The organism is Acidovorax sp. 59, assembly GCF_002754175.1.
Classification (GTDB): domain Bacteria; phylum Pseudomonadota; class Gammaproteobacteria; order Burkholderiales; family Burkholderiaceae_C; genus Acidovorax; species Acidovorax delafieldii.
Genome location: NZ_PEET01000001.1, coordinates 214,732 through 236,527, shown reverse-complemented (window position 1 = coordinate 236,527; position 21,796 = coordinate 214,732). Strand labels below are relative to the sequence as shown.

Annotated in this window: 21 protein-coding genes; 6 read left to right on the top strand and 15 right to left on the bottom strand. The window is 66.3% G+C overall.

Going from position 1 to position 21,796, the window contains the following annotated elements; all coding sequences use genetic code 11:
• The first annotated feature begins 55 nt into the window (after positions 1-55).
• Complete coding sequence (locus CLU87_RS01175; protein WP_099729222.1) at positions 56-1,084, top strand: tripartite tricarboxylate transporter substrate binding protein; 1,029 nt, start codon at positions 56-58, stop codon at positions 1,082-1,084.
• A 33-nt stretch (positions 1,085-1,117) separates the two neighbouring features.
• Here CLU87_RS01175 and CLU87_RS01170 read toward each other — a convergent pair whose 3' ends face one another.
• From CLU87_RS01170 to CLU87_RS01125, 10 genes are all read right to left on the bottom strand, one after another.
• A complete protein-coding gene (locus tag CLU87_RS01170) occupies positions 1,118-1,576 on the bottom strand; it encodes a DUF3592 domain-containing protein (protein WP_099729221.1) in 459 nt (152 codons plus the stop codon).
• A gap of 42 nt (positions 1,577-1,618) precedes the next feature.
• A complete protein-coding gene (locus tag CLU87_RS01165; protein WP_099729220.1) occupies positions 1,619-2,539 on the bottom strand; it encodes a glyoxylate/hydroxypyruvate reductase A in 921 nt (306 codons plus the stop codon).
• Between the two features lie 70 nt (positions 2,540-2,609).
• Positions 2,610-4,637: an acetyl/propionyl/methylcrotonyl-CoA carboxylase subunit alpha gene (locus CLU87_RS01160; protein WP_099729219.1), complete on the bottom strand. Its 2,028-nt coding sequence runs from the start codon at positions 4,635-4,637 to the stop codon at positions 2,610-2,612.
• A gap of 117 nt (positions 4,638-4,754) precedes the next feature.
• Positions 4,755-5,474 (bottom strand): DUF4126 domain-containing protein, encoded by a 720-nt coding sequence (locus CLU87_RS01155; protein ID WP_099729218.1) that lies wholly within the window; start codon positions 5,472-5,474, stop codon positions 4,755-4,757.
• Positions 5,475-5,490: 16 nt separating this feature from the next.
• On the bottom strand, positions 5,491-6,276 hold the full coding sequence (locus tag CLU87_RS01150; RefSeq protein ID WP_099729217.1) for an enoyl-CoA hydratase/isomerase family protein: 786 nt from the start codon (positions 6,274-6,276) through the stop codon (positions 5,491-5,493).
• Positions 6,273-6,782: a DinB family protein gene (locus CLU87_RS01145; RefSeq protein WP_099729216.1), complete on the bottom strand. Its 510-nt coding sequence runs from the start codon at positions 6,780-6,782 to the stop codon at positions 6,273-6,275. Before CLU87_RS01145 ends, CLU87_RS01150 begins: the two co-directional genes overlap by 4 nt.
• Positions 6,779-7,717: a dienelactone hydrolase family protein gene (locus CLU87_RS01140; RefSeq protein WP_158236053.1), complete on the bottom strand. Its 939-nt coding sequence runs from the start codon at positions 7,715-7,717 to the stop codon at positions 6,779-6,781. The genes CLU87_RS01145 and CLU87_RS01140 overlap by 4 nt, the downstream gene beginning before the upstream one ends.
• Before the next feature lie 10 nt (positions 7,718-7,727).
• Positions 7,728-8,600 (bottom strand): alpha/beta hydrolase family protein, encoded by an 873-nt coding sequence (locus CLU87_RS01135; protein WP_369804282.1) that lies wholly within the window; start codon positions 8,598-8,600, stop codon positions 7,728-7,730.
• Positions 8,601-8,618: 18 nt separating this feature from the next.
• Positions 8,619-10,226, bottom strand: coding sequence for a carboxyl transferase domain-containing protein (locus CLU87_RS01130; protein ID WP_099729213.1), 1,608 nt, complete (start codon positions 10,224-10,226; stop codon positions 8,619-8,621).
• 14 nt (positions 10,227-10,240) lie between these two features.
• A complete protein-coding gene (locus CLU87_RS01125) occupies positions 10,241-11,968 on the bottom strand; it encodes an AMP-binding protein (protein WP_099729212.1) in 1,728 nt (575 codons plus the stop codon).
• Positions 11,969-12,081: 113 nt separating this feature from the next.
• Here CLU87_RS01125 and CLU87_RS01120 point away from each other — a divergent pair, with 113 nt between their 5' ends.
• Both CLU87_RS01120 and CLU87_RS01115 read left to right on the top strand, forming a co-directional pair.
• Positions 12,082-13,212, top strand: a complete 1,131-nt coding sequence (locus tag CLU87_RS01120; RefSeq protein ID WP_199170772.1) for an AraC family transcriptional regulator — start codon at positions 12,082-12,084, stop codon at positions 13,210-13,212.
• Positions 13,213-14,095: 883 nt separating this feature from the next.
• Positions 14,096-14,770, top strand: a complete 675-nt coding sequence (locus CLU87_RS01115) for a glutathione S-transferase family protein (RefSeq protein WP_099729211.1) — start codon at positions 14,096-14,098, stop codon at positions 14,768-14,770.
• A gap of 30 nt (positions 14,771-14,800) precedes the next feature.
• On the opposite strand, the gene CLU87_RS01110 is transcribed toward CLU87_RS01115, so the two are convergent.
• Genes CLU87_RS01110 through CLU87_RS01095 form a run of 4 tightly spaced genes read right to left on the bottom strand, consistent with a single transcriptional unit; the run spans position 14,801 to position 18,113 of the window.
• Entirely contained in the window at positions 14,801-16,225 is a 1,425-nt protein-coding gene (locus tag CLU87_RS01110; RefSeq protein ID WP_233193677.1) for a patatin-like phospholipase family protein, read from the bottom strand.
• Positions 16,226-16,249: 24 nt separating this feature from the next.
• Entirely contained in the window at positions 16,250-16,903 is a 654-nt protein-coding gene (locus tag CLU87_RS01105) for an HAD family phosphatase (protein ID WP_099729209.1), read from the bottom strand.
• Between the two features lie 50 nt (positions 16,904-16,953).
• The gene (locus tag CLU87_RS01100) at positions 16,954-17,403 is read right to left on the bottom strand and encodes a YchJ family protein (protein ID WP_099729208.1); all 450 of its coding nucleotides are present in this window, start codon (positions 17,401-17,403) and stop codon (positions 16,954-16,956) included.
• A gap of 11 nt (positions 17,404-17,414) precedes the next feature.
• The gene (locus tag CLU87_RS01095) at positions 17,415-18,113 is read right to left on the bottom strand and encodes a DUF4197 domain-containing protein (RefSeq protein ID WP_099729207.1); all 699 of its coding nucleotides are present in this window, start codon (positions 18,111-18,113) and stop codon (positions 17,415-17,417) included.
• Positions 18,114-18,287: 174 nt separating this feature from the next.
• On the opposite strand from CLU87_RS01095, the gene CLU87_RS01090 reads away from it, so the two are divergent.
• The 3 genes from CLU87_RS01090 (at position 18,288) to CLU87_RS01080 (ending at position 20,486) form a co-directional block, all read left to right on the top strand.
• The gene (locus CLU87_RS01090; RefSeq protein ID WP_099729206.1) at positions 18,288-18,767 is read left to right on the top strand and encodes a DUF421 domain-containing protein; all 480 of its coding nucleotides are present in this window, start codon (positions 18,288-18,290) and stop codon (positions 18,765-18,767) included.
• 64 nt (positions 18,768-18,831) lie between these two features.
• Entirely contained in the window at positions 18,832-19,200 is a 369-nt protein-coding gene (locus CLU87_RS01085; protein WP_056057809.1) for a DUF2237 family protein, read from the top strand.
• Positions 19,201-19,349: 149 nt separating this feature from the next.
• On the top strand, positions 19,350-20,486 hold the full coding sequence (locus CLU87_RS01080; protein WP_233193676.1) for a peptidoglycan-binding domain-containing protein: 1,137 nt from the start codon (positions 19,350-19,352) through the stop codon (positions 20,484-20,486).
• 161 nt (positions 20,487-20,647) lie between these two features.
• On the opposite strand, the gene CLU87_RS01075 is transcribed toward CLU87_RS01080, so the two are convergent.
• Positions 20,648-21,724, bottom strand: coding sequence for a hypothetical protein (locus CLU87_RS01075; protein WP_099729205.1), 1,077 nt, complete (start codon positions 21,722-21,724; stop codon positions 20,648-20,650).
• Between the last annotated feature and the right edge of the window lie 72 nt (positions 21,725-21,796).

Sequence of the window (21,796 nt, the reverse complement as noted above, 5' to 3'; positions counted from 1 at the left end):
CCATTGACATCAACCCGCAGCAGACGGGCTTTATCCATCCCCACAGGAGACAGACATGCACCACCGCCACCTTTCCTTATCCACGCATCGCGGCGCCCGGCGCGCCGTGCTGCACGCAGCCCTTGCCGTGCCCCTGGCCCTGGGCATCGCAGGTCACGCTGCGGCGCAGACGGCCGCCACCGCCTTCCCCAGCAAGACCATCCGCTTTGTGGTGCCCTACCCGCCCGGTGGACCCACCGACCTGATGGCCCGCATGCTGCAGCCCGAGCTGCAAAGCCGCCTGGGTGTACCTGTGGTGGTGGACAACAAGGGCGGCGCCGGTGGCAACACCGGCAGCGCCGAGGTGGCCAAACAGGCGCCAGCGGACGGCCACACGCTGCTGCTGGCCGCCAGCGGCCCGATGGCGGTCAACCCCTCGCTGTACGCCAGCATGCCGTTCAACCCGCTGACCGATCTGGCTCCGGTGATCCAGCTGTCGGCATTCCCGCTGGTGCTGGAAGTGCATCCCTCGCTGGGCGTCAAGACGTTTGCCGAGTTCCTGGCCATGGCCAAGGCCGGCAAGCCGGTGCTGAGCTACGCCTCGGCCGGCAACGGCACCCCGCAGCACCTGGCGGGTGAGCTGTTCAACACCACAGCGGGCGTGAAGATGGGGCACATCCCCTACCGGGGCGCTGGCCCCGCGCTCAACGACCTGATCGGCGGACAGGTGAACGTGATGTTCGACATCGTCGGTAGCTCCCTGCCCCACATCCAGGCGGGCAAGCTCATCCCGCTGGCCGTCACCTCCAGCGAACGTGCCAAGGTGCTGCCCAATGTGCCCACCATGGCGGAGGCTGGCATTACGGGCTACCAGATCACCGGCTGGCATGGCATTGCGGTGCGCGCTGGCACCCCGCAAGCCATCGTCGACAAGCTCAACGCCACGGTGAATGCGATCTTCAAGGAACCCGCCTTCCGCGCCAAATGGGAAGCCATTGGCACGCCTGCGGTGGGGGGCACGGCGGCAGATTTCGGGGCGCTCATCAAGGCCGACGCGCAGCGCCTGGGCAAGCTGGTGCGCGATGCCGGCGTGACGGTGGATTGAAAAGGCACACCCTCTGTGCCCGCGCACAGAGGGCTATGCGACAGACCTGGGTCGCAAGCGCAGCAACAGCCAGCCCAGCGCCATGCCAATGGCACTGGACAGCAGCATCACCGTACCGGTCACGATCTTCACGGCGGTGGAGCTGCTGATTTCGGCCTGCGACGGGTCTTGGGCGGAGTAGCGCACCGAGACGGTCTCACCCACCTCGTGGATGGCCTGCTGCTGGCGTGCGACCGAGTCTGTGAACCGGAATCTCCGCCCATCGCCCGCCACAAACTCCACAATGCTTTTCTTGGCAAGCCCCCGGCGGTGGGATGGGCCTGTCATGATTTCTTCATGCGCCACCACCCGGCCCTTGGCGGTGTGCGTGTCGCCCAGCATGTTCATGCCAGAGGCCAATAACCACGCCGCACCCAGCGCGGTCAAGGCGCTGGGCACCAGCAGGATCCAGCCCAAAAGGCCAAAGAAGCGGCGGAAGGTGGAGGTGCTCATGCCTGCCATTCTCCACGCTGGCGAGCGCGTGGACCGGCGGCCTCAGTAGCCTCGCGCGGGGTTCACGATGCCCGCCACCGTCTCGCCGTGCTCCAGCGCCACCATCTTGCGTGCGATCTGGGCAATGCTCTCGTCGCGCAGCGTGCGCGCCGAGGTGTGGGGCGTGACGGTGATGCGCGGGTGCGTCCAGAACGCATGGCCTGCGGGCAACGGCTCGGTGCGGAACACATCGAGCGTGGCGCCTGCCACATGGCCGCTGTCAATGGCGGCCAGCAGGTCTTCGTCCACCAGGTGAGCGCCGCGCGCCACATTGATCACGTAGGCACCCGGCTGCAGGCGAGCGAGCGTGTCCTTGTTGATCACGTTGGCCGTATCGGGCGTGAGCGGCAGCAGGTTGACCAGCACGCGGCTCGCGGCCAGAAAATCTTGGAACTGGTCCGCACCCGCAAACGCGCGCACGCCGTCGATGGCCTTGGGGCTGCGGCTCCAGCCGTTGATGGGAAATTCAAACTGCGCCAGCGCCTTGACAACCCGCTCGCCCAGCACGCCCAGGCCCATCACGCCGATGGGGTAATCGCTGCGCAGGCGCGGCTTGCGGTAGCCCCAGCGGCCCGCCTGGGTGTCGGCCTCATAGCCGTCAAACTCGCGGAAGTGGCGGATGACCGCGTGGCACACGTACTCGGCCATCTGCACGGCCATGCCTGCGTCGTCCAGGCGCACCACCAGGGCCTCGGGAGGCAGGCGCAGTTTGAGCAGGGCATCCACCCCCGCGCCAATGTTGAACAGGGCTTTGAGCGCTGGCTGTTCGTCCATGAACCGCTGGGGTGGTGCCCAGACCACGGCATAGTCGGCCTGCGGGGCGCCGGGTTGCCACACGGAAATCTCAGCGCCGGGCAGCGCGGCGGCCAGGCCCTGCAGCCAGGGTTCGGCCTTGGTGTCGGTACAACAAAAGGTGATTTTCATGGGGCCCAAGCGTAGCCGCATTGGGCCCCCTGCGCTGTCACCTGCAGACGACTCGGGACACTGCGGGGGCTCAGGCCTTGTCGACGGCTACCAGCTTGAGCAGTTCTGCCCCCTCGGTCACCTGGTCGCCCGGCGCATACAGCAGTTCCTGCACCACACCGTCCGCAGGGGCAGCAATGGTGTGTTCCATCTTCATGGCTTCCATCACTGCCAGCGGTTGACCCTTGGTCACGGCGTCGCCCGCCTTCACGGCAAACGACACCACCTTGCCAGGCATCGGTGCTGTGAGGCGCCCGCCTTCGGCCGCAGCCTCGCCCGCGTGGGCCAGCAGGTCGATGGCAGTGATCTGCGTGGCGCCCAGCGGGGTGAATACGTGGTCCACCTCGCCCTGGGCATACACAGCCGCACGCGTGCGCTGACCTGCAAACTGCAATTCGATGCCCTGCCCCACAGCGCTGAACACCAACGGCCCGGCCACTGCGGCATCGCCTTCGCCGACGGCCAGATGCAGGCTGCCACCACGCTCGTAGGTCAGCAGCGCCTTGGCGTGCTCACCACCAAACTCGAACTCAAACCGGCGCTGCACCACGCCATGGGTGTGAAAACCATCGCGGCGGCTGAAGGGGTCCACGCCCTCGCTGGCGCGCTCGCGCAGCAGGGTCTGAGCCACGGCGGCAGCAGCCGCCAGGGGCAAGCCCACGGGCTCCTGGTGGAACAGCACCGCCTGCTCGCGCGGGATCAGCGCGGTGTCCAGCTTGGCGCTGGCAAATGCCTCGGTGCGGGCCACGCGGCGCAAAAACTGCACGTTGGTTGCCAGGCCCACGATGTGGGTCTGGGCCAGCGCCTCATCCAGCCGGGCCAGGGCTTGCGCACGCGTGTCGCCGTGCACGATGAGCTTGGCCACCATGGAGTCGTAGAACGGGCTGATCGCATCGCCCTGGCGCACGCCGGAATCCACGCGCACCGCGCCCCGTTCGAAGGTCACACACTCGGGCAGCGCGTACACGTTGAGCGCCCCGGTGGCGGGCAGGAAGTTGTTGTCGGGGTTCTCAGCGCAAATGCGCGCCTCGATGGCGTGACCTTGGATACGCAGGTCTTCCTGTTTGAGCGGCAAGGGCTCGCCTGAGGCCACGCGCAGTTGCCACTCCACGAGGTCGAGGCCGGTGATCGCCTCGGTCACGGGGTGCTCCACCTGCAGGCGGGTGTTCATCTCCATGAAGTAGAACTTCATCTGCTCGGGAGCGTCGTAGCCGCCGGGCTGCTCGACGATGAATTCCACCGTGCCCGCGCCCACGTAGTTCACCGCCCGTGCTGCGGCCACGGCGGCCTCGCCCATGCGGGCGCGCAGCTCCTGCGTCATGCCGGGGGCGGGCGCTTCTTCCAGCACCTTCTGGTGGCGGCGCTGCACCGAGCAGTCGCGCTCAAACAGGTACACGCAGTTGCCGTGCGTGTCGCCGAACACCTGGATCTCGATATGGCGGGGGCGCTGCACGTATTTTTCGACCAGCACCGCGTCGTCGCCGAAGCTGTTGATGGCCTCGCGCTTGCACGACTCGAGCGCGGCGGCAAAGTCTTCGCTCTTGTCCACCGCACGCATTCCCTTGCCGCCGCCGCCCGCGCTGGCCTTGATGAGCACGGGGTAGCCAATGCGGTCGGCCTCGCGCTGCAGCAGCGCCGGGTCCTGGTCAGCACCGTGGTAGCCGGGCACCAGGGGCACCTGTGCCTGCTCCATGAGGCGCTTGGACTCGGCCTTCAGCCCCATGGCATTGATGGCGCTGGCGGGGGGGCCAATGAAAACCAGGCCCGCGTCGGCACAGGCCTTGGCGAAGTCTTCGTTCTCGCTCAGAAAACCGTAGCCAGGGTGGATGGCCTGCGCGCCCGTGGCCTTGGCGGCCTCGATGATGCGCTCCCAGCGCAGGTAGCTGTCCTTGGGCGCGCTGCCGCCGATGTGCACGGCCTCGTCGCACACGGCCACGTGTTTGGCGTTGGCGTCGGCGTCGGAGTACACGGCGACGGTTTTCACGCCCAGGCGCTTGGCCGTGGCGGCGACGCGGCAGGCGATCTCGCCGCGATTGGCAATCAGGATTTTTTTAAACATTGCGCCCTCCTGCGGCGAGATCGCCTGCGCACGCTACGCGTGCCATGCGATTTGTCGAAACGGTTGCTAAGCAACCGTTTTCACCACGGTTTGCAATAAGGATCTTGTTGAACATGTTTAAGCCACCTTGGCAGAACCAGAAAAGAAAGAGGACAGGCGCCGCACCACGGCGCGCAGAAACTTGAACAGCACCACCATCAGCAGCACCGACACCGCCACCATCACCACCAGCGCGATGCCAAAGGCCACCGGGTGCTGCGTGGCCAGCCAGACCACGGCCACCACCAGGCCGTCTTCAAAGAACGACAGCCCCCAGTTGGAAAACGGCTCGGGCGAGGTGTTCACCGCAGCGCGCGTGGTCATCTTGGTGGCCAAGGCCGTGGCAGAGAGCGAGCCGCCCAGCAGTCCCGCCACCACGGCCATGGTCGCGTTGTCGGCACCGAACACGCCGTAGGCCAACGCAGCGCCCGCAGGTACGCGGATGAAGGCATGGATGGCATCCCAGGCGCTGTCCACCCAGGGCACCTTGTCGGCAAAAAACTCCACCATCAGCATGAAGCCGCTGACCATCAGCACCAGCGGGTGCTGCAGCATCGCCAGGCCTGGCGGCAGGGGCATCCAGCCCAGCACGCCCATCATGCCGACCAGGAACACCACGGCATAAAGCCGGAACCCGCTGGCCCAGCCCAGTGCGGCGGCCAGCGCCAGCAGGCTGGGCATGTCGAGCTTCGCAGTTGCTGTGGCTGCCGCGTCGCCCACGGCGCGCGCGGTGCCGCCATCCACATGCAGCCCCAGCGTGTGGAGCCACTGCACGACGTTGAACCAGAGGGTGTCCATGGCCTGCTTGTACTGATCAGCCCAACCAGGCGGGTTTGCGCTTGTTGAGGAAGGACTGCACGCCTTCCTTGCCCTCATCGCTGGCGCGGATTTCGGCAATGCCCTGCACCGTGGCGGCAATCAGCCCGGCATTGATTTCGCGCTCAGCCACATCCATCACCAGCTTCTTGCACACGCGCACGGCGTTGGGGCTGGCGCTGGTCAGGGCCTTGAGCAGTTCGTCCACCTTGGTGTCGAGCTGGTCAGCGACCACGACCTCGTGCACAAACCCAATGCGCAAGGCTTCGTCCGCGCCAAAACGCTCGGCCGTGAGGAAGTAGCGGTGCGCAGCGCGTGCGCCCATGGCACGGATCACATAGGGACTGATGGTGGCGGGGATGAGCCCCAGCTTCACCTCGCTGAGGCAAAAGCCTGCCGTGTCCACGGCCACGGCCATGTCGCACGCGGCCACCAAGCCCATGCCACCGGCGTACACATCGCCCTGCACGCGGGCGATGGTTGGCTTGGGGCATTCGTAGATCACGCGCAGCATCTCGGCCAGCTTGCCCGCGTCGGCGATGTTCTCGTCGCGCGTGTAGTCGGCCATGCGGCGCATCCAGTTGAGGTTGGCACCGGCGCAAAAGGCAGGGCCTTCTGCGGCGAGCACCACGGCGCGCACATCGGCACGTCCACCCACATCTTTGAAGGCGGCGGTGATCTCGGCAATGACCTCATCGCTGAAGGCGTTGCGAATTTCAGGCTGCGTGAGCGTGATGCGCGCCACGGCGCCGGTCTGAGTGATGGAAAGGTTCTGGATGCTCATGGCTTGGACGGGTTTTGCAGAAAGTAGACGAAGTCCAGCTCGGGACAGGGCTGGCCCAGCGCGGTCAATGCCGCAGTGATCTGACCCCGGTGGTGCGTTCCGTGGTTGAACACATGCGCCAGCGTGGCCGCAAACGGCAGCGATGCCGCCTTGCCACGCATGGTGGTGTAGTCGAGCGTGCCGCTCCAGCGATCAGGCGAGAACGACGCAATCAACGGTGCCCAGCGGGCAGCGCCTTCGCGCAACCGGGCATCCAGCTGCGCGCGGTCGGGTTCCAGCTCGGCATCCAGCGCCACCTTGGGCGAGGTGCCTTCGGCAAAGCGCACGAACCACAGATGGTGCTCGCCCACCAGCAGGTGGTTGAGCGTGCCGTGGATGCTTTTGAAGAACAGGCCCACATCGCGCCGGTAGTCGTCCCCTGGTACCTCCGCCACTGCGTCGAGCAGGCGAGCAGTGGCCCACTGGTTGTAGCGTGCGAGTTGGGTGAAATGGTCGGTGGCGTTCATGGCGCGGTCGGGGTGCCCAACACCCGTTTCCAGAAGGATTGCAGCGCGGCCAGCGACTGAACGCGCGCTGTGGGGTTTCCGCCCTGGTGCACACCGTGGGCCGACGTGCCATTGGGCACATCGCCGCGCAGGCGCATGGGCGCAGTGCCATCAAAGCCGTGGTAGCTGCCTTCGTACACGTGCACCGTCACGTCGCTGCCAGCGCGGGCCTTCAGCGCGCCGGCCCAGTCCACGCAGGGTTGGGGTGGGGTCCAGTCGTCCAGCGCACCCAGCTGCATCAGCAGCGGAACACTTTCTGCCACGGCCTGGTGTTTGAGCAACGGCCCGCAGCCGGGGTAGAAAACCGCAGCACCGGCCAGCGTCGGCTCACCCTCGCGCGGGTGGGTGAGCCGCTGCACCAGCAAATTCAACGTGGTGGTGCCGCCGTTGGACCAGCCCATCACGCCGATGTGCCGCGCATCCACGCCGGGCTGCGCGGCCAGCCACACCAGGGCCGCGCGCGCGTCTTGCACGCGGTCGTTCACGTTCAGGCTGCGGTCGCTGTAGCGGATCTGGCACACATCACGCAGCCCGCGCGATCCGAAACTATCCGGCATCAGCACGGCATAGCCTGCGGCGTGCAGCGTTTCGGCCGTTTCACGGTAGCGGGAAGACAGCACGCCCGCCTTGGCATACAGGCCTCCACAGCCATGCAGCGCCAGAACGGCCGGCTGTACAGACGCACTGGCCTGCGCGGATGATGGCTGGGGCGCTGGCCACCAATGGGCACGCAGCACGGTACCGGAAGGCAAAGGCAACTCCACCTGGTGCAGCGCCGCAGGCTCTCCAGCGGGCGACTGGGCCCGTGCGGCGCCAGTGCAGACGCCAACGCAGGCGACAACAAGAGCCAACGCGGCGAAGGCCTTGCGAGGAGAGAGGTAGATAGCGAACGTCATGGCAGACAAGTCAACGCGCAATGGCGGCGGGGAACCCGTTCGCATCCAGAAACTCGGACACGGCGGGCTGCCACACCTGCGGGAAACGCGTGAAGAGGGAATGCCCGTCTTCGCCATGCGGCGGAAACTGCACAAAGCTCGCCTTGCCGCCCGCCTTGGTGAACGCAGCGTGCCACTGGCGCGGCAACTGGGGGCCGAAGTACATGTCATTTTCGGTGTAGATCCACAGCATGGGCACCTTGGCCTGCGCACCGTAGGCCTGAAAAGTGCGTTCCAGCGCAGGCTGCGAGCAGGGATTCTGGGGCCGGCCCTTGGGGTCGCCGCCACTGCCGCCTGCAAAGTTGACGGCCGCAACCACTCCGGGCGGATTCATCGCAGCCAGGGCCACGGTGCTGGCGCCACCGAACGACTGCCCGACCACCAACACCCTGTCGGGTGCAACGTCCGGCCGCTGGCGCATGGCGTTCAGGGCGGCCAGGATTTGCACGGCTGCGGCGTCGAACCCTGGCGCGTAGTTGCGGTTGTTGCAGGCCCCCGTGTCCTCCACGTCTTCGCCACCGCTCACGCCATAGCCCACGCGGGTCGGCACGGCCACCACAAAGCCACGGCGCAGCAGGTAGCGCGATGCATCGGTATAACGCGCCCGCCCCAGGCTGGCCCGGCCTTGCGCATCCGGTGCGCGACCGTGGTTGATGAGTGCAATCGGCGCGGGCCGGGGGTTGGTGTCGTCGGACCAGACCGTCACGCGGATGTCTTGGGCGATCTGCTTGCCCCAGGGGTTTTTGACCTGCACGGGCACATCGATCTGCTCCTCCACCACCCGTGCATGCGCGGCACTGGCCAGCACCGCCAACGCCACACCCCAAGACAGTCCACAAGACACGCGCATCTCTGCAGCCCCTCACATGCGGAACAGGCCGAACTTGGTGTCTTCAATGGGCGCATTGCGCGTGGCGGCCAGCCCCAGCGCCAGCACACGGCGGGTGTCGGCCGGGTCGATCACGCCGTCGTCCCACAAGCGCGCAGTGGCGTAGTAGGGGTGGCCCTGGTCCTCGTACTGACGGCGGATGGGGGCCTTGAAGGCTTCCTCCTCCTCCATGCTCCACTGGCCGCCCTTGCCTTCGATGCCGTCGCGCTTCACCGTGGCCAGCACGCCTGCGGCCTGCTCGCCGCCCATCACGCTGATGCGCGCATTGGGCCACATCCACAGGAAGCGGGGCGAGTACGCGCGGCCGCACATGCCGTAGTTGCCTGCGCCAAAGCTGCCGCCGATGATGATGGTGAACTTGGGCACGCTGGCCGTGGCCACGGCCGTCACCATCTTGGCGCCGTTGCGGGCTATACCTTCGTTCTCGTACTTGCGGCCCACCATGAAGCCGGTGATGTTCTGCAGGAACACCAGCGGGATCTTGCGCTGGCAGCACAGCTCGATGAAGTGCGCACCCTTGAGGGCCGACTCGCTGAACAAAATGCCGTTGTTGGCGATGATGCCGACCATCATCCCTTCGATGCGTGCAAAGCCCGTGACCAGCGTGGTGCCGTAGCGCGCCTTGAACTCGTCGAACTCGCTGCCGTCCACGATGCGCGCAATGATCTCGCGCACGTCAAACGGCTTGCGCGTGTCCACGGGGATCACGCCGTACAGCTCGTCTGCTGCGAATTTAGGAGCTACCGGTGCATGATCTGCGGGCGCCTGCGGCTTGTTTTTATTCAAATTGCGCACTGCATTGCGTGCCAGTTGCAGCGCGTGCATGTCGTTCTGCGCCAGGTGGTCGGCCACACCCGAAAGGCGCGTGTGCACGTCGCCGCCGCCCAGGTCTTCGGCCGTCACGACCTCGCCCGTCGCGGCCTTCACCAGCGGGGGCCCCCCCAAGAAGATGGTGCCCTGGTTCTTGACGATGATGGACTCGTCACTCATGGCCGGCACGTAGGCACCACCCGCCGTGCATGATCCCATGACCACGGCGATCTGCGAGATGCCCATGGCGCTCATGTTGGCCTGGTTGAAGAAGATGCGGCCGAAGTGGTCGCGGTCAGGAAAGACTTCGTCCTGGTTGGGCAGGTTGGCACCGCCCGAGTCCACCAGGTAGATGCAGGGCAGGTGGTTCTGCTGCGCCACTTCCTGCGCGCGCAGGTGCTTCTTGACGGTGAGCGGGTAGTAGGTGCCGCCCTTCACCGTGGCGTCGTTGCACACGATCATGCAGTCCACGCCACTCACGCGGCCAACGCCCGCGATGAGCCCCGCGCTGGGCGCGTCGTTGTTGTACATGTTGAGCGCGGCCAGCGGCGCCAGTTCGAGGAACGGCGTTCCCGGGTCCAGCAGTATCTGCACGCGCTCGCGCGGCAGCAGCTTGCCCCGCGCCGTGTGCTTGGCGCGGGCCGCCTCACCGCCGCCCTGGGCGACCTTGTCGAGCTGCGCGCGCAGGTCATCCACCAGCGTGCGCATGGCGGCGGCGTTGGCCAGAAAGTCCGCCGAGCGGGCATTGAGTTGGGTGTCGAGAATGGTCATACGTTGTGGCTCTTTCAAGCGGTTTTCTGTTCTTCCAGGCCCAGCTGGTCCTTCATCTCGTCGCGGATCTTGAACTTCTGGATCTTGCCCGTCACCGTCATTGGAAAGCTGGTGACAAAGCGGATGTAGCGCGGCACCTTGTAGTGCGCAATCTGGCCCTTGCAGAAGGCGCGGATGTCGTCTTCGGTGGGCTGGGTGCCGGGCTTGGCGACGATCCAGGCGCACAGCTCCTCACCGTACTTCTGGTCGGGCACACCCACCACCTGCACGTCCTGCACTTGCGGGTGGCGGTACAAAAATTCTTCGATCTCGCGCGGGTAAATGTTTTCGCCGCCACGGATCACCATGTCCTTGATGCGGCCGACGATGTTCACATAGCCCTCGGCATCCATCGTGGCCAGGTCGCCGGTGTGCATCCAGCCGCCGTCGTCGATGGCCTCGCGGGTCTTGGCCTCATCGCCCCAGTAGCCGTGCATGACGGAATAGCCTTTGGTGCAGAACTCGCCGCGCTGGCCGACGGGAACGATGGCGCCCGTGTCAGGGTCCACGATCTTCACCTCCAGGTGCGGCTGCACCTGGCCCACGGTCGAAACGCGCTTGTCCAGCGGCGTGTCGGTGCTGCTTTGGCAGCTCACGGGGCTGGTCTCGGTCATGCCGTAGGCGATGGTGATTTCGCGCAGGTTCATCTGCTCCACCACACGCTTCATCACCTCGGTGGGGCAGGGCGAGCCCGCCATGATGCCGGTGCGCAGCGTGCTCAGGTTGAACTCGGCAAAACGCGGGTGGTCCAGCTCGGCAATGAACATGGTGGGCACGCCGTGCAGGCCGGTGCAGCGCTCGTCCTGCACCGTCTGCAGCACGGTGATCGGGTCGAATCCGTCATTGGGGTACACGATGGCAGAGCCATGCGTGAGGCAGGCCAGGTTGCCCAGGACCATGCCAAAGCAGTGGTACAGCGGCACGGGGATGCACAGCCGGTCTTCGGGCGTGAGCTTCATGCATTCGCCAATGAAGAAGCCGTTGTTCAGGATATTGCGGTGCGTGAGCGTGGCCCCCTTGGGGAAGCCCGTGGTGCCGCTGGTGAACTGGATGTTGATGGGGTCGGTGGCACTCAACGTGGCTGCGATGTGCGCCAGGCGCGGGTCGGCCGCGTTGCCGCTTGCCAGCAGGTCGGTAAAACGCAGCAGGCCGGGCTCGTCGGCGCCCTGCCCCGCCTCATCGATCCACACCACCGTGTTCAGGTGGGGCAGCTTCACGGAGCCCAGCTGGCCTGGCTGCTGGTGGTGCCACTCGGGCGCCAGCTCGCGCAGCATGCCCAGGTAGTCGCTGGTCTTGAAGCGGGCCATGGTCACCAGCAGCTTGCAGCCCACCTTGTTGAGCGCGTATTCCACCTCAGACGTGCGGTAGGCCGGGTTGATGTTGACCAGCACCAGGCCCACCTGGGCGGTGGCCAGCTGCATCAGCACCCATTCGGCATTGTTGTGCGACCAGATGCCCACCCGGTCTCCGGGGGCGAGCCCCATACCCAGCAGCGCGCTGGCCAAGCGGTGGGCTTCAGCCTGCAACTGAGCGTAGGTGTAGCGGCGGCCCTGGTGCACGCTAACCAGCGCCTCGCGCTCGGGCTGGCGGGCCACCATGTCGGCAAAGAAGGCGCCGATGGTCTGCTCGATCAGGGGAACATCGGTGGCGCCACGGGCGTAGCTCTCCACCAGCGGTACGGATTGTGTTGCGGCTGCAGTCATCACGGGTTTGTCTCCTCGGTCATCCGGCCAGCGCAGGCAGAACGCGCACGGCGGGCGGGCAATTAGCAAGCTTGGGCAAGCATAGAAGCCCACGCCCCGGCCGGGTTGCCACAATGGTTGCAAATCGTGCCACGGCTGGCACACTCTGTGGCGTGAAACCGCCCGCCCCACCCGCTCCCCGCCTGCCCGCACCCGCTACAGCCCCCTCCTCCACGCCCATCGCACCTGCGGCCACGCCTATAGCGTTCGTGCGGGCCATTGTCCTGGCCTACGAAGCGCGCGGCAAGAGCCCCGACCAGGCCCTGGCCCAGGCACAGATTGCGCCGCAACTGCTGCAGGACGACACTGCCCGCATCACCGCCTGGCAGATGGAGCAGATCTCCGACGCCGCCATGCAGGAGCTGGACGACGAAGCCCTGGGCTGGTTCAGCCGCCGCCTGCCCTGGGGTAGCTACGGCATGCTGGCGCGCGCCAGCATCAGCTCGCCTACGCTGCAGGTGGCACTGGCCCGCTGGTGCCGCCACCACGGTCTGCTGGCGGACGACATTGCGCTGCACCTCACAACCCAGGGCGACACCGCCACCCTGGCCATCACCGAGGCCCGCGACCTGGGTGCGCTGCGCGAGTTCTGCCTGGTCTCCGTATTGCGCAACGCGCACGGCCTGGCCTGCTGGATGGTGGACTCGCGCATTCCGCTCATTGCCGCGGAATTTGCCTTTGATGCGCCCCCGCACGCCGATGCGTATGCCGTGCTGTTCCGAGGCCCCGTCACGTTCAACGCGCCGCGCACTGCCCTGCACTTTGACGCCCGCTATCTGCACCTGCCCCTGCGCCGGGACGAGCAGGCCCTGCGCCAGATGCTGCAGCACGCCCTGCCCCTGACGGTGCTGCACTACCGCCGCGACCGCCTGCTGGTGCAGCGCGTGCGCCAGTTGCTGGCCGCCCCCCTGCCCGGCCAGCCCGCACACGCCCTGCCCCAGCACAGCGCGGATTCGCTGGCCGCGCTGCTGCATGTGTCGCCGCGCACACTGCACCGGCAGCTGAAGGAAGAAGGCGCCACGCTGCAAGGCCTGAAAGACGAGGTGCGCCGCACCCGCGCGGTGGAACTGCTGCACCGCACGCAGCGGCCCATCAAACAGGTGGCCGAGGCGGCGGGGTTTGAGAACGAGAAGAGTTTTATCCGGGCGTTCCGGGGGTGGACGGGGCAGTCGCCTGCGGAGTTTCGGCGGGTGGTGAGGGTGTAGTGAACAACCTAGCGAATGCAGACAAAGTCGGCGCCCGAGACACTTAAACTTGGCAACGGGAGAGACAGGATCATCGCGGCCTTGATTGCATCCGAACGTTTACTCAGCATCCTCAAAATACTCCTTCTCAAAAGAGCAATTCGCCTCGCAATGCGGCCAAATTGCAATCCCAGAAACTCTCCGCCTACACACTAAAGCTAGGACTCACATGGCGCAGCGCGTTCCTTCAACTTCGTCTGCCAGCACCTTTGGAGGGCTCTGGTTCGTGTTTCAACACGCAGACAATCGTTTCGCTCTCTGGATTTCGTCCCTCACCGGTAAGGAGGAACTTTATTTAAACGACGCCCTGGTAGCTGTGAGGCGAAAGATTGCTCTGACGTCCGTGCACGAGCTCACCTTGAACGGATCCAAGTATTCGCTGGAGCTTTCCACTAGGAACATGCGTCGAGGGATTTTTGAATGTGTGTTACGTGAAAACGGGCACCCCGTTGCCGCCTTGGCAACAGAGTACGTTGTACCTCGACGGGGGCTACAAAGCGCAATCGCCCTCGTTGGTACGGCTCTAGTTGTGTATCTATCGCTGAAGACACACTCGTCCTTCGGCCTAGCTGGGCTCGGGATTCTGGTTTGGGCAACCCTTTCATATGCGATTGTGGGCAGGGGTAGCGGCTATGCCATTCGTTCCATCCCCACAAGAGAAAGTCGGGAAACCTGACACGCGAACGAAACGGATACACGGTTAGGTAGCAACGCTACCCGCCAGACAACTTAGCTTTGAATGGCGCTTGAATCCACTACTACAACAGTCCGCCAATTCAGGTCAAAGCCCAGTACCACCCAAACGGCGTTGAGTGCCAAAAGAACGACAAGGCGAACCAACTACATGCTCCACCTCCACCACTGCGTCAGCGCCCGCTCCTTCCGCCCCCTGTGGATGCTCGAAGAGCTGCAACTGCCCTACCAGCTCCACATGCTCCCCTTCCCGCCCCGCGCCAAGGCGCGGTGGTTTCTGGACGAGAACCCGCTGGGCACGGTGCCGCTGCTGGTACAGGGCGATGTGCGCATGACCGAATCCGCCGCGATGTGCCAGTACCTCGCGGCCACACACCCGGATGCGGGGCTGGACGTGGCGCCCACGCACCCGGCGTATGGCGCCTACCTGAACTGGCTGCACATGAGCGATGCCACGCTGACCTTTCCGCAGACGCTAGTGCTGCGCTATGGCCGCTTTGAGCCTGCGGAGCGGCGGCAGCCGCAGGTGGTGGAGGACTACAGCCGCTGGTTCCTGGCCCGGCTGCGCGCCGTAGAGACGGCCCTGACCCACAGCCGCACCGAGCACCTGTGCGCGGGCCGCTTCACGGCGGCGGATGTGGCGGTGGGGTATGCGCTGCTGCTAGCGCAGCACCTGGGGCTGGATGCGCAGTTTGGCCTGGCCACGCAGGCCTATTGGCAGCGGCTGCAGCAGCGGCCCGGCTACCAGCGTGCCATGGCGGCGCAGGTGCGGGCTGCCGAGGAGCAGGGCGTGCCCACAAGCCCGGCGCCGGATACGCGTCCCTGAGCGCCGTCAAGAGCCCCTGAGCGCGCGCCCTCAGTCCTTGGCCTGCAGCCCCGCTGGCGGTGCATGTGGCGCATGGGGATCGGGGCTGAGCAGCGATTGCACCAGCGCCCGGAACTCGGGCGAGTGGCGCAGCACGCTGCCGCCCGCCTCAATCAGGTCGGTGACTTCTTCCGACGTGATCGAGAACGCCGTGGGCACCTGCAGCAGGCGGCGGCGTGCGATGTCATCGGGGGCGTCGCGCAGGTTGACGGGGATGACGTGGATCTCTGCGTCGGGCGCGAACACGTCGTTGGCACCGGTGGGGCCTGACGCCAGCGAGCGCTGCCATTGGCGTGTGATGTCGCGCAAGAACTCTTGCGTCTCGCGCGTGGCGCGGGCGCCGGTGCCGAACAGCAGGGCGTCCACCACCTGCGCCATGTTGGGCACCTTGTCGCTCATGTCGATGTTGACCGACGGATCGCGCTCGGCGTTTACCGTGATCAGCACCAGCTTGCGGATGGTGGCAGGCGGTATGCCGACCTCGCTGAAGGTCTGGCGCAGGCCGCCATTGGCCAGGGCACGGTCCAGCAGGCGCTGCACCCCCAGGTTGTCGGCCAGGCCGCCATCGACCAGATGGATGTAGGGCTTGCGCTGCGCATCCACATAGCTCAGTTCATGGGCGCGGTTGAGCCGCACGCGGTAGTCGCCCGCTGCCGCCGCGGCGACCGATGGGGAGGGACGATCGGGGCACTGGTCGGCGTAGTTCTTGAGCGTCATCGGGCTCAGCAGCAGCGGCACCGCTGACGAGGCCGCCACGGCGAACGACAGCGGCACCTTGCGCAGGTCTGAGCAGATCAGCGAAAACTGCTCCCAGGTGAACTCAAAGCCGGTGCCCAGCGACATGTCGGTGGCGGTGATGAACAGCTGCGGGTGGCGCGGGCGCCGCTCCACGTCGCCAAAGGTGAGGCCGCCATACAGCTCGTCCAGCCGCCGTGCCAGCAGGTGCGTGCGGCCCAGCCAGGGGGAGGTCAGGTCGATCAGATTGCCCGGGCGCAGCGCCTGGGTGATGAGGCTGTTCTGGAAGTTCTGGCGCAGAAAGTCCTGTTCAAAGCGTGGCAGCCCCTCGATGCCATGCGCCGCAAAGTAGGCCGCCACAATGCTGCCGCCCGACACACCGCTGACAACATCAGTGGCTTCCAGCAAGGTGGTGGGGTTGCCGTTCCACACAAACCGCGTCTGCTGCAGCTCGGTCAGCACGCCATAGCCAAACGCGGCGGCCCGCGCCCCGCCGCCTGACAGCGTGACGGCCACGAGAATGGTCGGGTCGCGCTCGGACTTGCGCACAGGGATGTTCTGATCGCCCGTAGGCAGGGGTTCGTTGATCCAGGGTTTGACCGACGAACAGCCCGCCAGCAACGCCAGGGCGGCGGCCAGTACCGTGTGCCTCATGGCCCGCGCAAAGGTGTTCATCGCCATGTCCCTTTTTTCTGTGCACCCGTGTCAGCAGCCGAGCAAGCCGGGCAGCTCGGCCATGCTGCGAAACACGTGCTGCGCCCCTGCAGCCCGCAGTGCGGCCCCATCGTCCAGCGGGGCGTAGGCAAACACTGTGGCCCCGGCAGCCACACCGGCGGTGACGCCGGTCACCGTGTCTTCGACCACCGCACAGAGCGTGGGCGCTGCCTGCAGCGCTGCAGCGGCGCCCAGGTACACATCGGGTGCGGGCTTGGTGGCGGGCATCTCGTGGCCGCTGAAAATGCGGCCCGCAAAGTACGGTGCCAGGCCCACCTTGGCCAGCTGCATCTCGACCTTGAAACGGTCGGCCCCCGAGGCACAGGCAATGCGCCCGCCGTGGTGGGCGTGCACACGCTCGACAGCGCCATGGATGTGCTCGATGGCGGTGAGCTGAGCCTCCAGTGCAGCATTGCGGCGTGCGTAGAAGGCCGACATCCATTCATCGGTCAGAGGACGGCCCGTGTGGTGCTCAATGCGCGCGGCCTCGCTGCGCACCATCTTGCCGATGAAGAGGCGCATGCACTCTTCGGGCGTCAGCACCCACCCAGCCTCGGCCAGCATGTCGCGCAGCACGCCGTTGGTGATGGGCTCGCTGTCCACCAGCACGCCGTCACAGTCAAACAGGATTGCTTCAAATTTCATAGCTATCAAGGCATATTGCACTAGCGCTTGGGGTGGTTTTGGCTTGAATTTCAGCCATGGAGGTCTCCATCGACATAGAACCAGCGCCCACCCTCGCGCACAAAACGGCTGGTCTCGTGCAGGCGCACGGCGCGCCCAGCGACACGGTAGCGGGCCACAAACTCGACCACGGCGTGGTCGGCATCGGTGGCGAGGTGTCGGCGCACGTCCAGCACGAGCCATTTGGCCCCCGCATCAAAGTCGAGCGTGGCCGGGCGCGTGCTGGCATGCCAGGTGACCTGCAGGTAGTCGGCCCGCTCGCACGCAAAGGCGGTGTAGCGCGACCGCATGAGGCTTTCGGCATCGGGGGCGGCCATGGCATCCAGCCCAGGTGCCGCCAGGTAACGGCCGCAACAGCTGGCGAATGGCAAGGGGGCTGCGCTTTTGCCCTTGCTGCCACCCGGGCCAGCAGGCGCCAGGCGCCCGCAGGGGCAGGGGTCGTTGGGCCGTGGCAAAGACATCGTGACGTCTCTCAGCGCAAGGCACCAAACACCTTGCGCGCGATGGCGCTGCCGGCGGCGGCCGGGTCCTGGCGGATCTTGCGCTCTTCCTCACCGATCATGAGGTACAGACCGTCCAGCGTCTTGCCGGTGACGTACTGCGCCAGGTTGGCGTCTTCGGCCTTCAGCAGGCCAAAACTCGCGGCCTTGCCCGCGAAGGCGTTGTATTTCTGCGTGAGGCCGACTTTCTCGGTGGCCTGGTTCACCACCGGCAGAAAGCGCTGGCCCAGTGGCGTGCGCGTCTTGTCGGCAAAAAAGGCGGTCACCGAGTTGTCGCCGCCGGTGAGGATGTTCTTGGCATCGGTCACCGTCATGTTCTGCACCGCGCCCACCAGCAGGTCCTTGCCCATGGGCACGGCCGCTTCGGCAGCGCGGTTGATGGACACGACCAGCTCATCGATGCGCTTGCCCTGGCCCAGCGACTTCATCACCTTGGCGGCGTCGTCCAGGTAGCCCGGCAGGCCGATGCGCACCTTGGGGTTGCCCAGAAACCCGTCGTTGCGGCCGAGTAGCGACACCGCCGCCTGCGCCCCCTGGGTCAGCGCGGCCTTGAGGCCGCTGGAGGCGTCGGCATTGGTGAGGTCGCCCAGCGACAGCGCCCAGGCGTGCTGCGCAGTGGCGCACAGCAGCGCCCCCATGAGGCTGGTTTGGTGGAATTGGCGGCGTTGCATGGGGCGGTACTTTCGATGGGGGCAGCAGAGGAGGCCCGCTCGGCCGCCACTGCAATGAGGGCGCACTGTGCCGGAGCCGTGCGGGGGATTGCCCGGGATTTTCGCTCAGCGAATGAGGGGCAAGCCGCAGGCCGTAGACTGGCCCCACCCAAGCATCCAACAAGGAACCTTGCAATGTGGCAAATGAGTGTGCCGTGGTGGGAGTTTGTGCTGCGCGGCGTGGTGGTGTATCTGTTCTTGCTGGTGTTCATGCGCCTGTCGGGCAAGCGGCAGACAGGGCAGTACGAGCCGTTTGACCTGATCCTGCTGCTGATCCTGTCGAACGCGGTGCAGAACTCGATGAACGCTGGCGACAACTCGCTGGTGGGCGGGCTGATCTCTGCCAGCACGCTGATGCTGCTGCATGTGGCGCTGGCGCGGCTGGCGTTCCACTTCCCGCGCATCGGGCGCTGGGTGGACGGCAAGGCCCAGGTGCTGATCCACCAGGGCGAGCTGAACCAGGCGCTGATGCGCAAGGAGCTGCTGACCCGCGACGACGTGGAGGCCGCACTGCGCGCCGGTGGCTGCCTGCACGCGCACGAAGTGGAACGCGCCACCATCGAGACCAACGGGCAGATCACCGTGGTGCTGCGCCGCCGTGGCGGAGAGGGCTGAGCCGCCCCGCGCCCACTCCAACAATCTGCGTCCTCATAGGCCCTCACAACACACGCGACCCGATATGACTGCACTGAACGTTCTGGGCACCATGCTGATGCCCTGCTCCTACGACCCGCTGACCGGCTACTACCGCGATGGCTGCTGCAACACCGACGAGCACGACCACGGCACCCACGTGATCTGCGCACGCATGACACAGGCGTTTCTGGACTTCTCGCTGTCGCGGGGCAATGACCTCATCACCCCCCGGCCCGAATACCGGTTTGCAGGACTCAAGGCCAACAACCGCTGGTGCCTGTGCGCCCTGCGCTGGAAGGAAGCCTACGAGGCGGGTGTGGCACCGCCGGTGATCCTGGAGTGCACCCATGCGCGTGCCCTGGAGTTCGTGACGCTGGCGCAGTTGCAGAGCGCGGCGCTGTCCAGCAGCTGACCGTTCTGACAAGCGCGGGGCGCACTTCGGGCCGGGTGTGCCGCCCCTTGCACCCTACCTCTGTCGGGTTGCCGGTGATTGGCTGCACGGCGAAAGATCAGGACTTTGTGTTCCTCCCTTTCGCTGCACATGCGGCCACATCCGTCACCATGACTATCACCCTTCCTGCCCCGCTGCGGCGCGCACGTGCCGCTGCCACCCCGCCCCGTTCAACCACCCCGCTGCGCCTGTGCGCAGTCAGCGCGGCCGTGGCCGCTGCTGCACTGCTGAGCGGCTGCGAGACCACCAACATGCGCATGGGCAGCGCCGATGCCAAGACCGTGGCCACCGGCAGCGCTGCCGGCGGAGCCTCTACCGGTGCCAGCGACTCGCTGGAGCGTTGCGAAAGCCCGCTGGGCACCGTCTCGCTGATCGAAAACCAGCAGGCTGGCTGGTACACCATCCTGCGCGACCAGTACCGCCTGCCACCCACCGCCAACCTGCTGCGCCTGCTGGTGCAGCAGTCCAACTGCTTTGTGGTGGTGGAGCGCGGCGCCGCCGGCATGAACGCGATGACGCGCGAGCGCGCGCTGATGCAGTCGGGCGAAATGCGGCAGGGCAGCCAGTTTGGCCAGGGGCAGATGGTGGCCTCGGACTATGGCCTGTCGCCCGAAATCGTGTTCCAGAACAACAACGCTGGCGGTGCCTCCGCCTCGCTGGGAGGCCTGGTCGGTGGCCGTGCGGGGGGCCTGCTGGCAGCCATCGGCGGCAACATGAACACCAAGGAGGCCAGCGCGCTGCTCACGCTCATCGACAACCGATCCGGTGTGCAAGTGGCGGCGTCGGAAGGCAGTGCCGCCAAGACCGACTTTGGCGCCATGGGGCAACTGCTGGGCGGATCGGGCGGCGCGCGCATGGGCGGCTACTCCAACACGGCCGAAGGCAAGGTGATTGCGGCCGCTTTCATGGATGCGTTCAACCAGATGGTGCAGTCGCTGCGCAACTACCGCGCCCAGACGGTGAAGGGCCAGGGCCTGGGGGGTGGCGGGCGGTTGAGCGTGGACGGCGCCGCACCGCCCTCGCAGACAACGGCCGCGCGTGCTGCCGCGCAAAACAATGGAGCCACCGCAGGACTTTCGCTGCGCGATGCGCAGGCCCGCCTGAACGAGCTGGGCTACAACGCGGGCACGCCCGATGGCGCCATGGGCGGCAAGACTACGGCAGCGCTGCGCGCCTTTCAGAAGGACAAAGGGCTGCCCACATCCGGGCGGCTGGATGCGGCCACGGCGGCGGAACTCGCCCGCTGAAGCCTGAGGGATGCCCCGGGGACACCGGGGCGGGTGGCCCTGCAGCAATGGGCGCGCTCCAATACAAAGCGGATCACAGCCGAGCAAAGAAAAGCCCCCGCAGCAACTTCGTTTGCTGCGGGGGCTTTGGGTTGGTTTGGGGGCCGTACAGCCCCCAGCACTCAGTTTTGCGTGTAGCAGGTCTTGGCGGGCAGAACGGTGTCCACGTAGCTCTCCACGCTGGCCGCCGTCGGGAACGCGGTGGGTATCTGATCGCCAAAGATGCACAGGCGGGGACCCTTGCGTGCCCAGACAGCGCGCGATGTCAGGCCCGATGGCTGGGTCCACAGCCCCCAGAACGCGGTCAGCGTGGCCGTGCTGCCGTTGCGGTCGAACGCCACATTGCCCACATCGGTCAGCGGACCGGCAACAGTGCCCGTGCCGGAACAGTTGGCGTCGGCATAGGTCACCACGCCAATCTGCCCCGTCACGCGGGTGTCGCTCTGGCGGGTGATGCGCCACAGCGAGCGTCCCCAGGTTCCTGGCCGCACCACCACGCACAGCTCCTGCTTCCAGTCGCCCTCCGGCAGCCCCAGCGCCGCCGTCGCGCAGCTCACGTCCACCGAACTCACATTGGCCGACCCCACCGTGCCCGTTCCGTTGCGCACCGTGCAGCTCTGGCCCGAAGGCTGCGTGCGCACCGTGATGGCGTAGGCCGTGCCACCCGCCAGTGCCGTGCCGAACGTGAAGCCGCCGTTGCTGGACACCGACAGATCGTCGCGCCCGTTGTTCTGCAGCACCACGGCGCCACCCGCCAGGCCGCTGACCGAGCCGCCCACCGTGTAGGTGGCAGCCGCCAGGTTTTCGCAGCGCACCTGCACGTTGCTCACGTTGGCAGTGGCTGTGCCAGTGCCTTCAGTCACCGTGCAGCGCTGCCCGCTGGGCTGGGTCTTCACGGTGACGGCATAGGCAATGCCGTTGTCCAGACGCGTGACGAACACGAAGTTGCCATTGGCATTCACGGTCAGGTCGTCCTTGCCGGCGTTCTGCAGCGTCACCGTTTTGCCAGCCCCCAGGCCGCTGACCGCGCCGCCGATACTGAATGCGCCAGCGCTGGGCGGAGGCGTGCCGTTGTCGTCATCACCGCCGCCACAGCCCACCAGCAAGGCGGCAGCCAGGCCCAGGGGGGCCCAGCGGAAGATAGGTCGTGCAGAGTGCCAGGTGCGCCCGGCACCCGTTGCGCTGGCTTGTCGTGTCATGAACAGAAACCTCGTGATGGTGAATGGAGCGCGGATTCTGTGCGCCCCCCCCTCCCATGCGAAACCCTACGC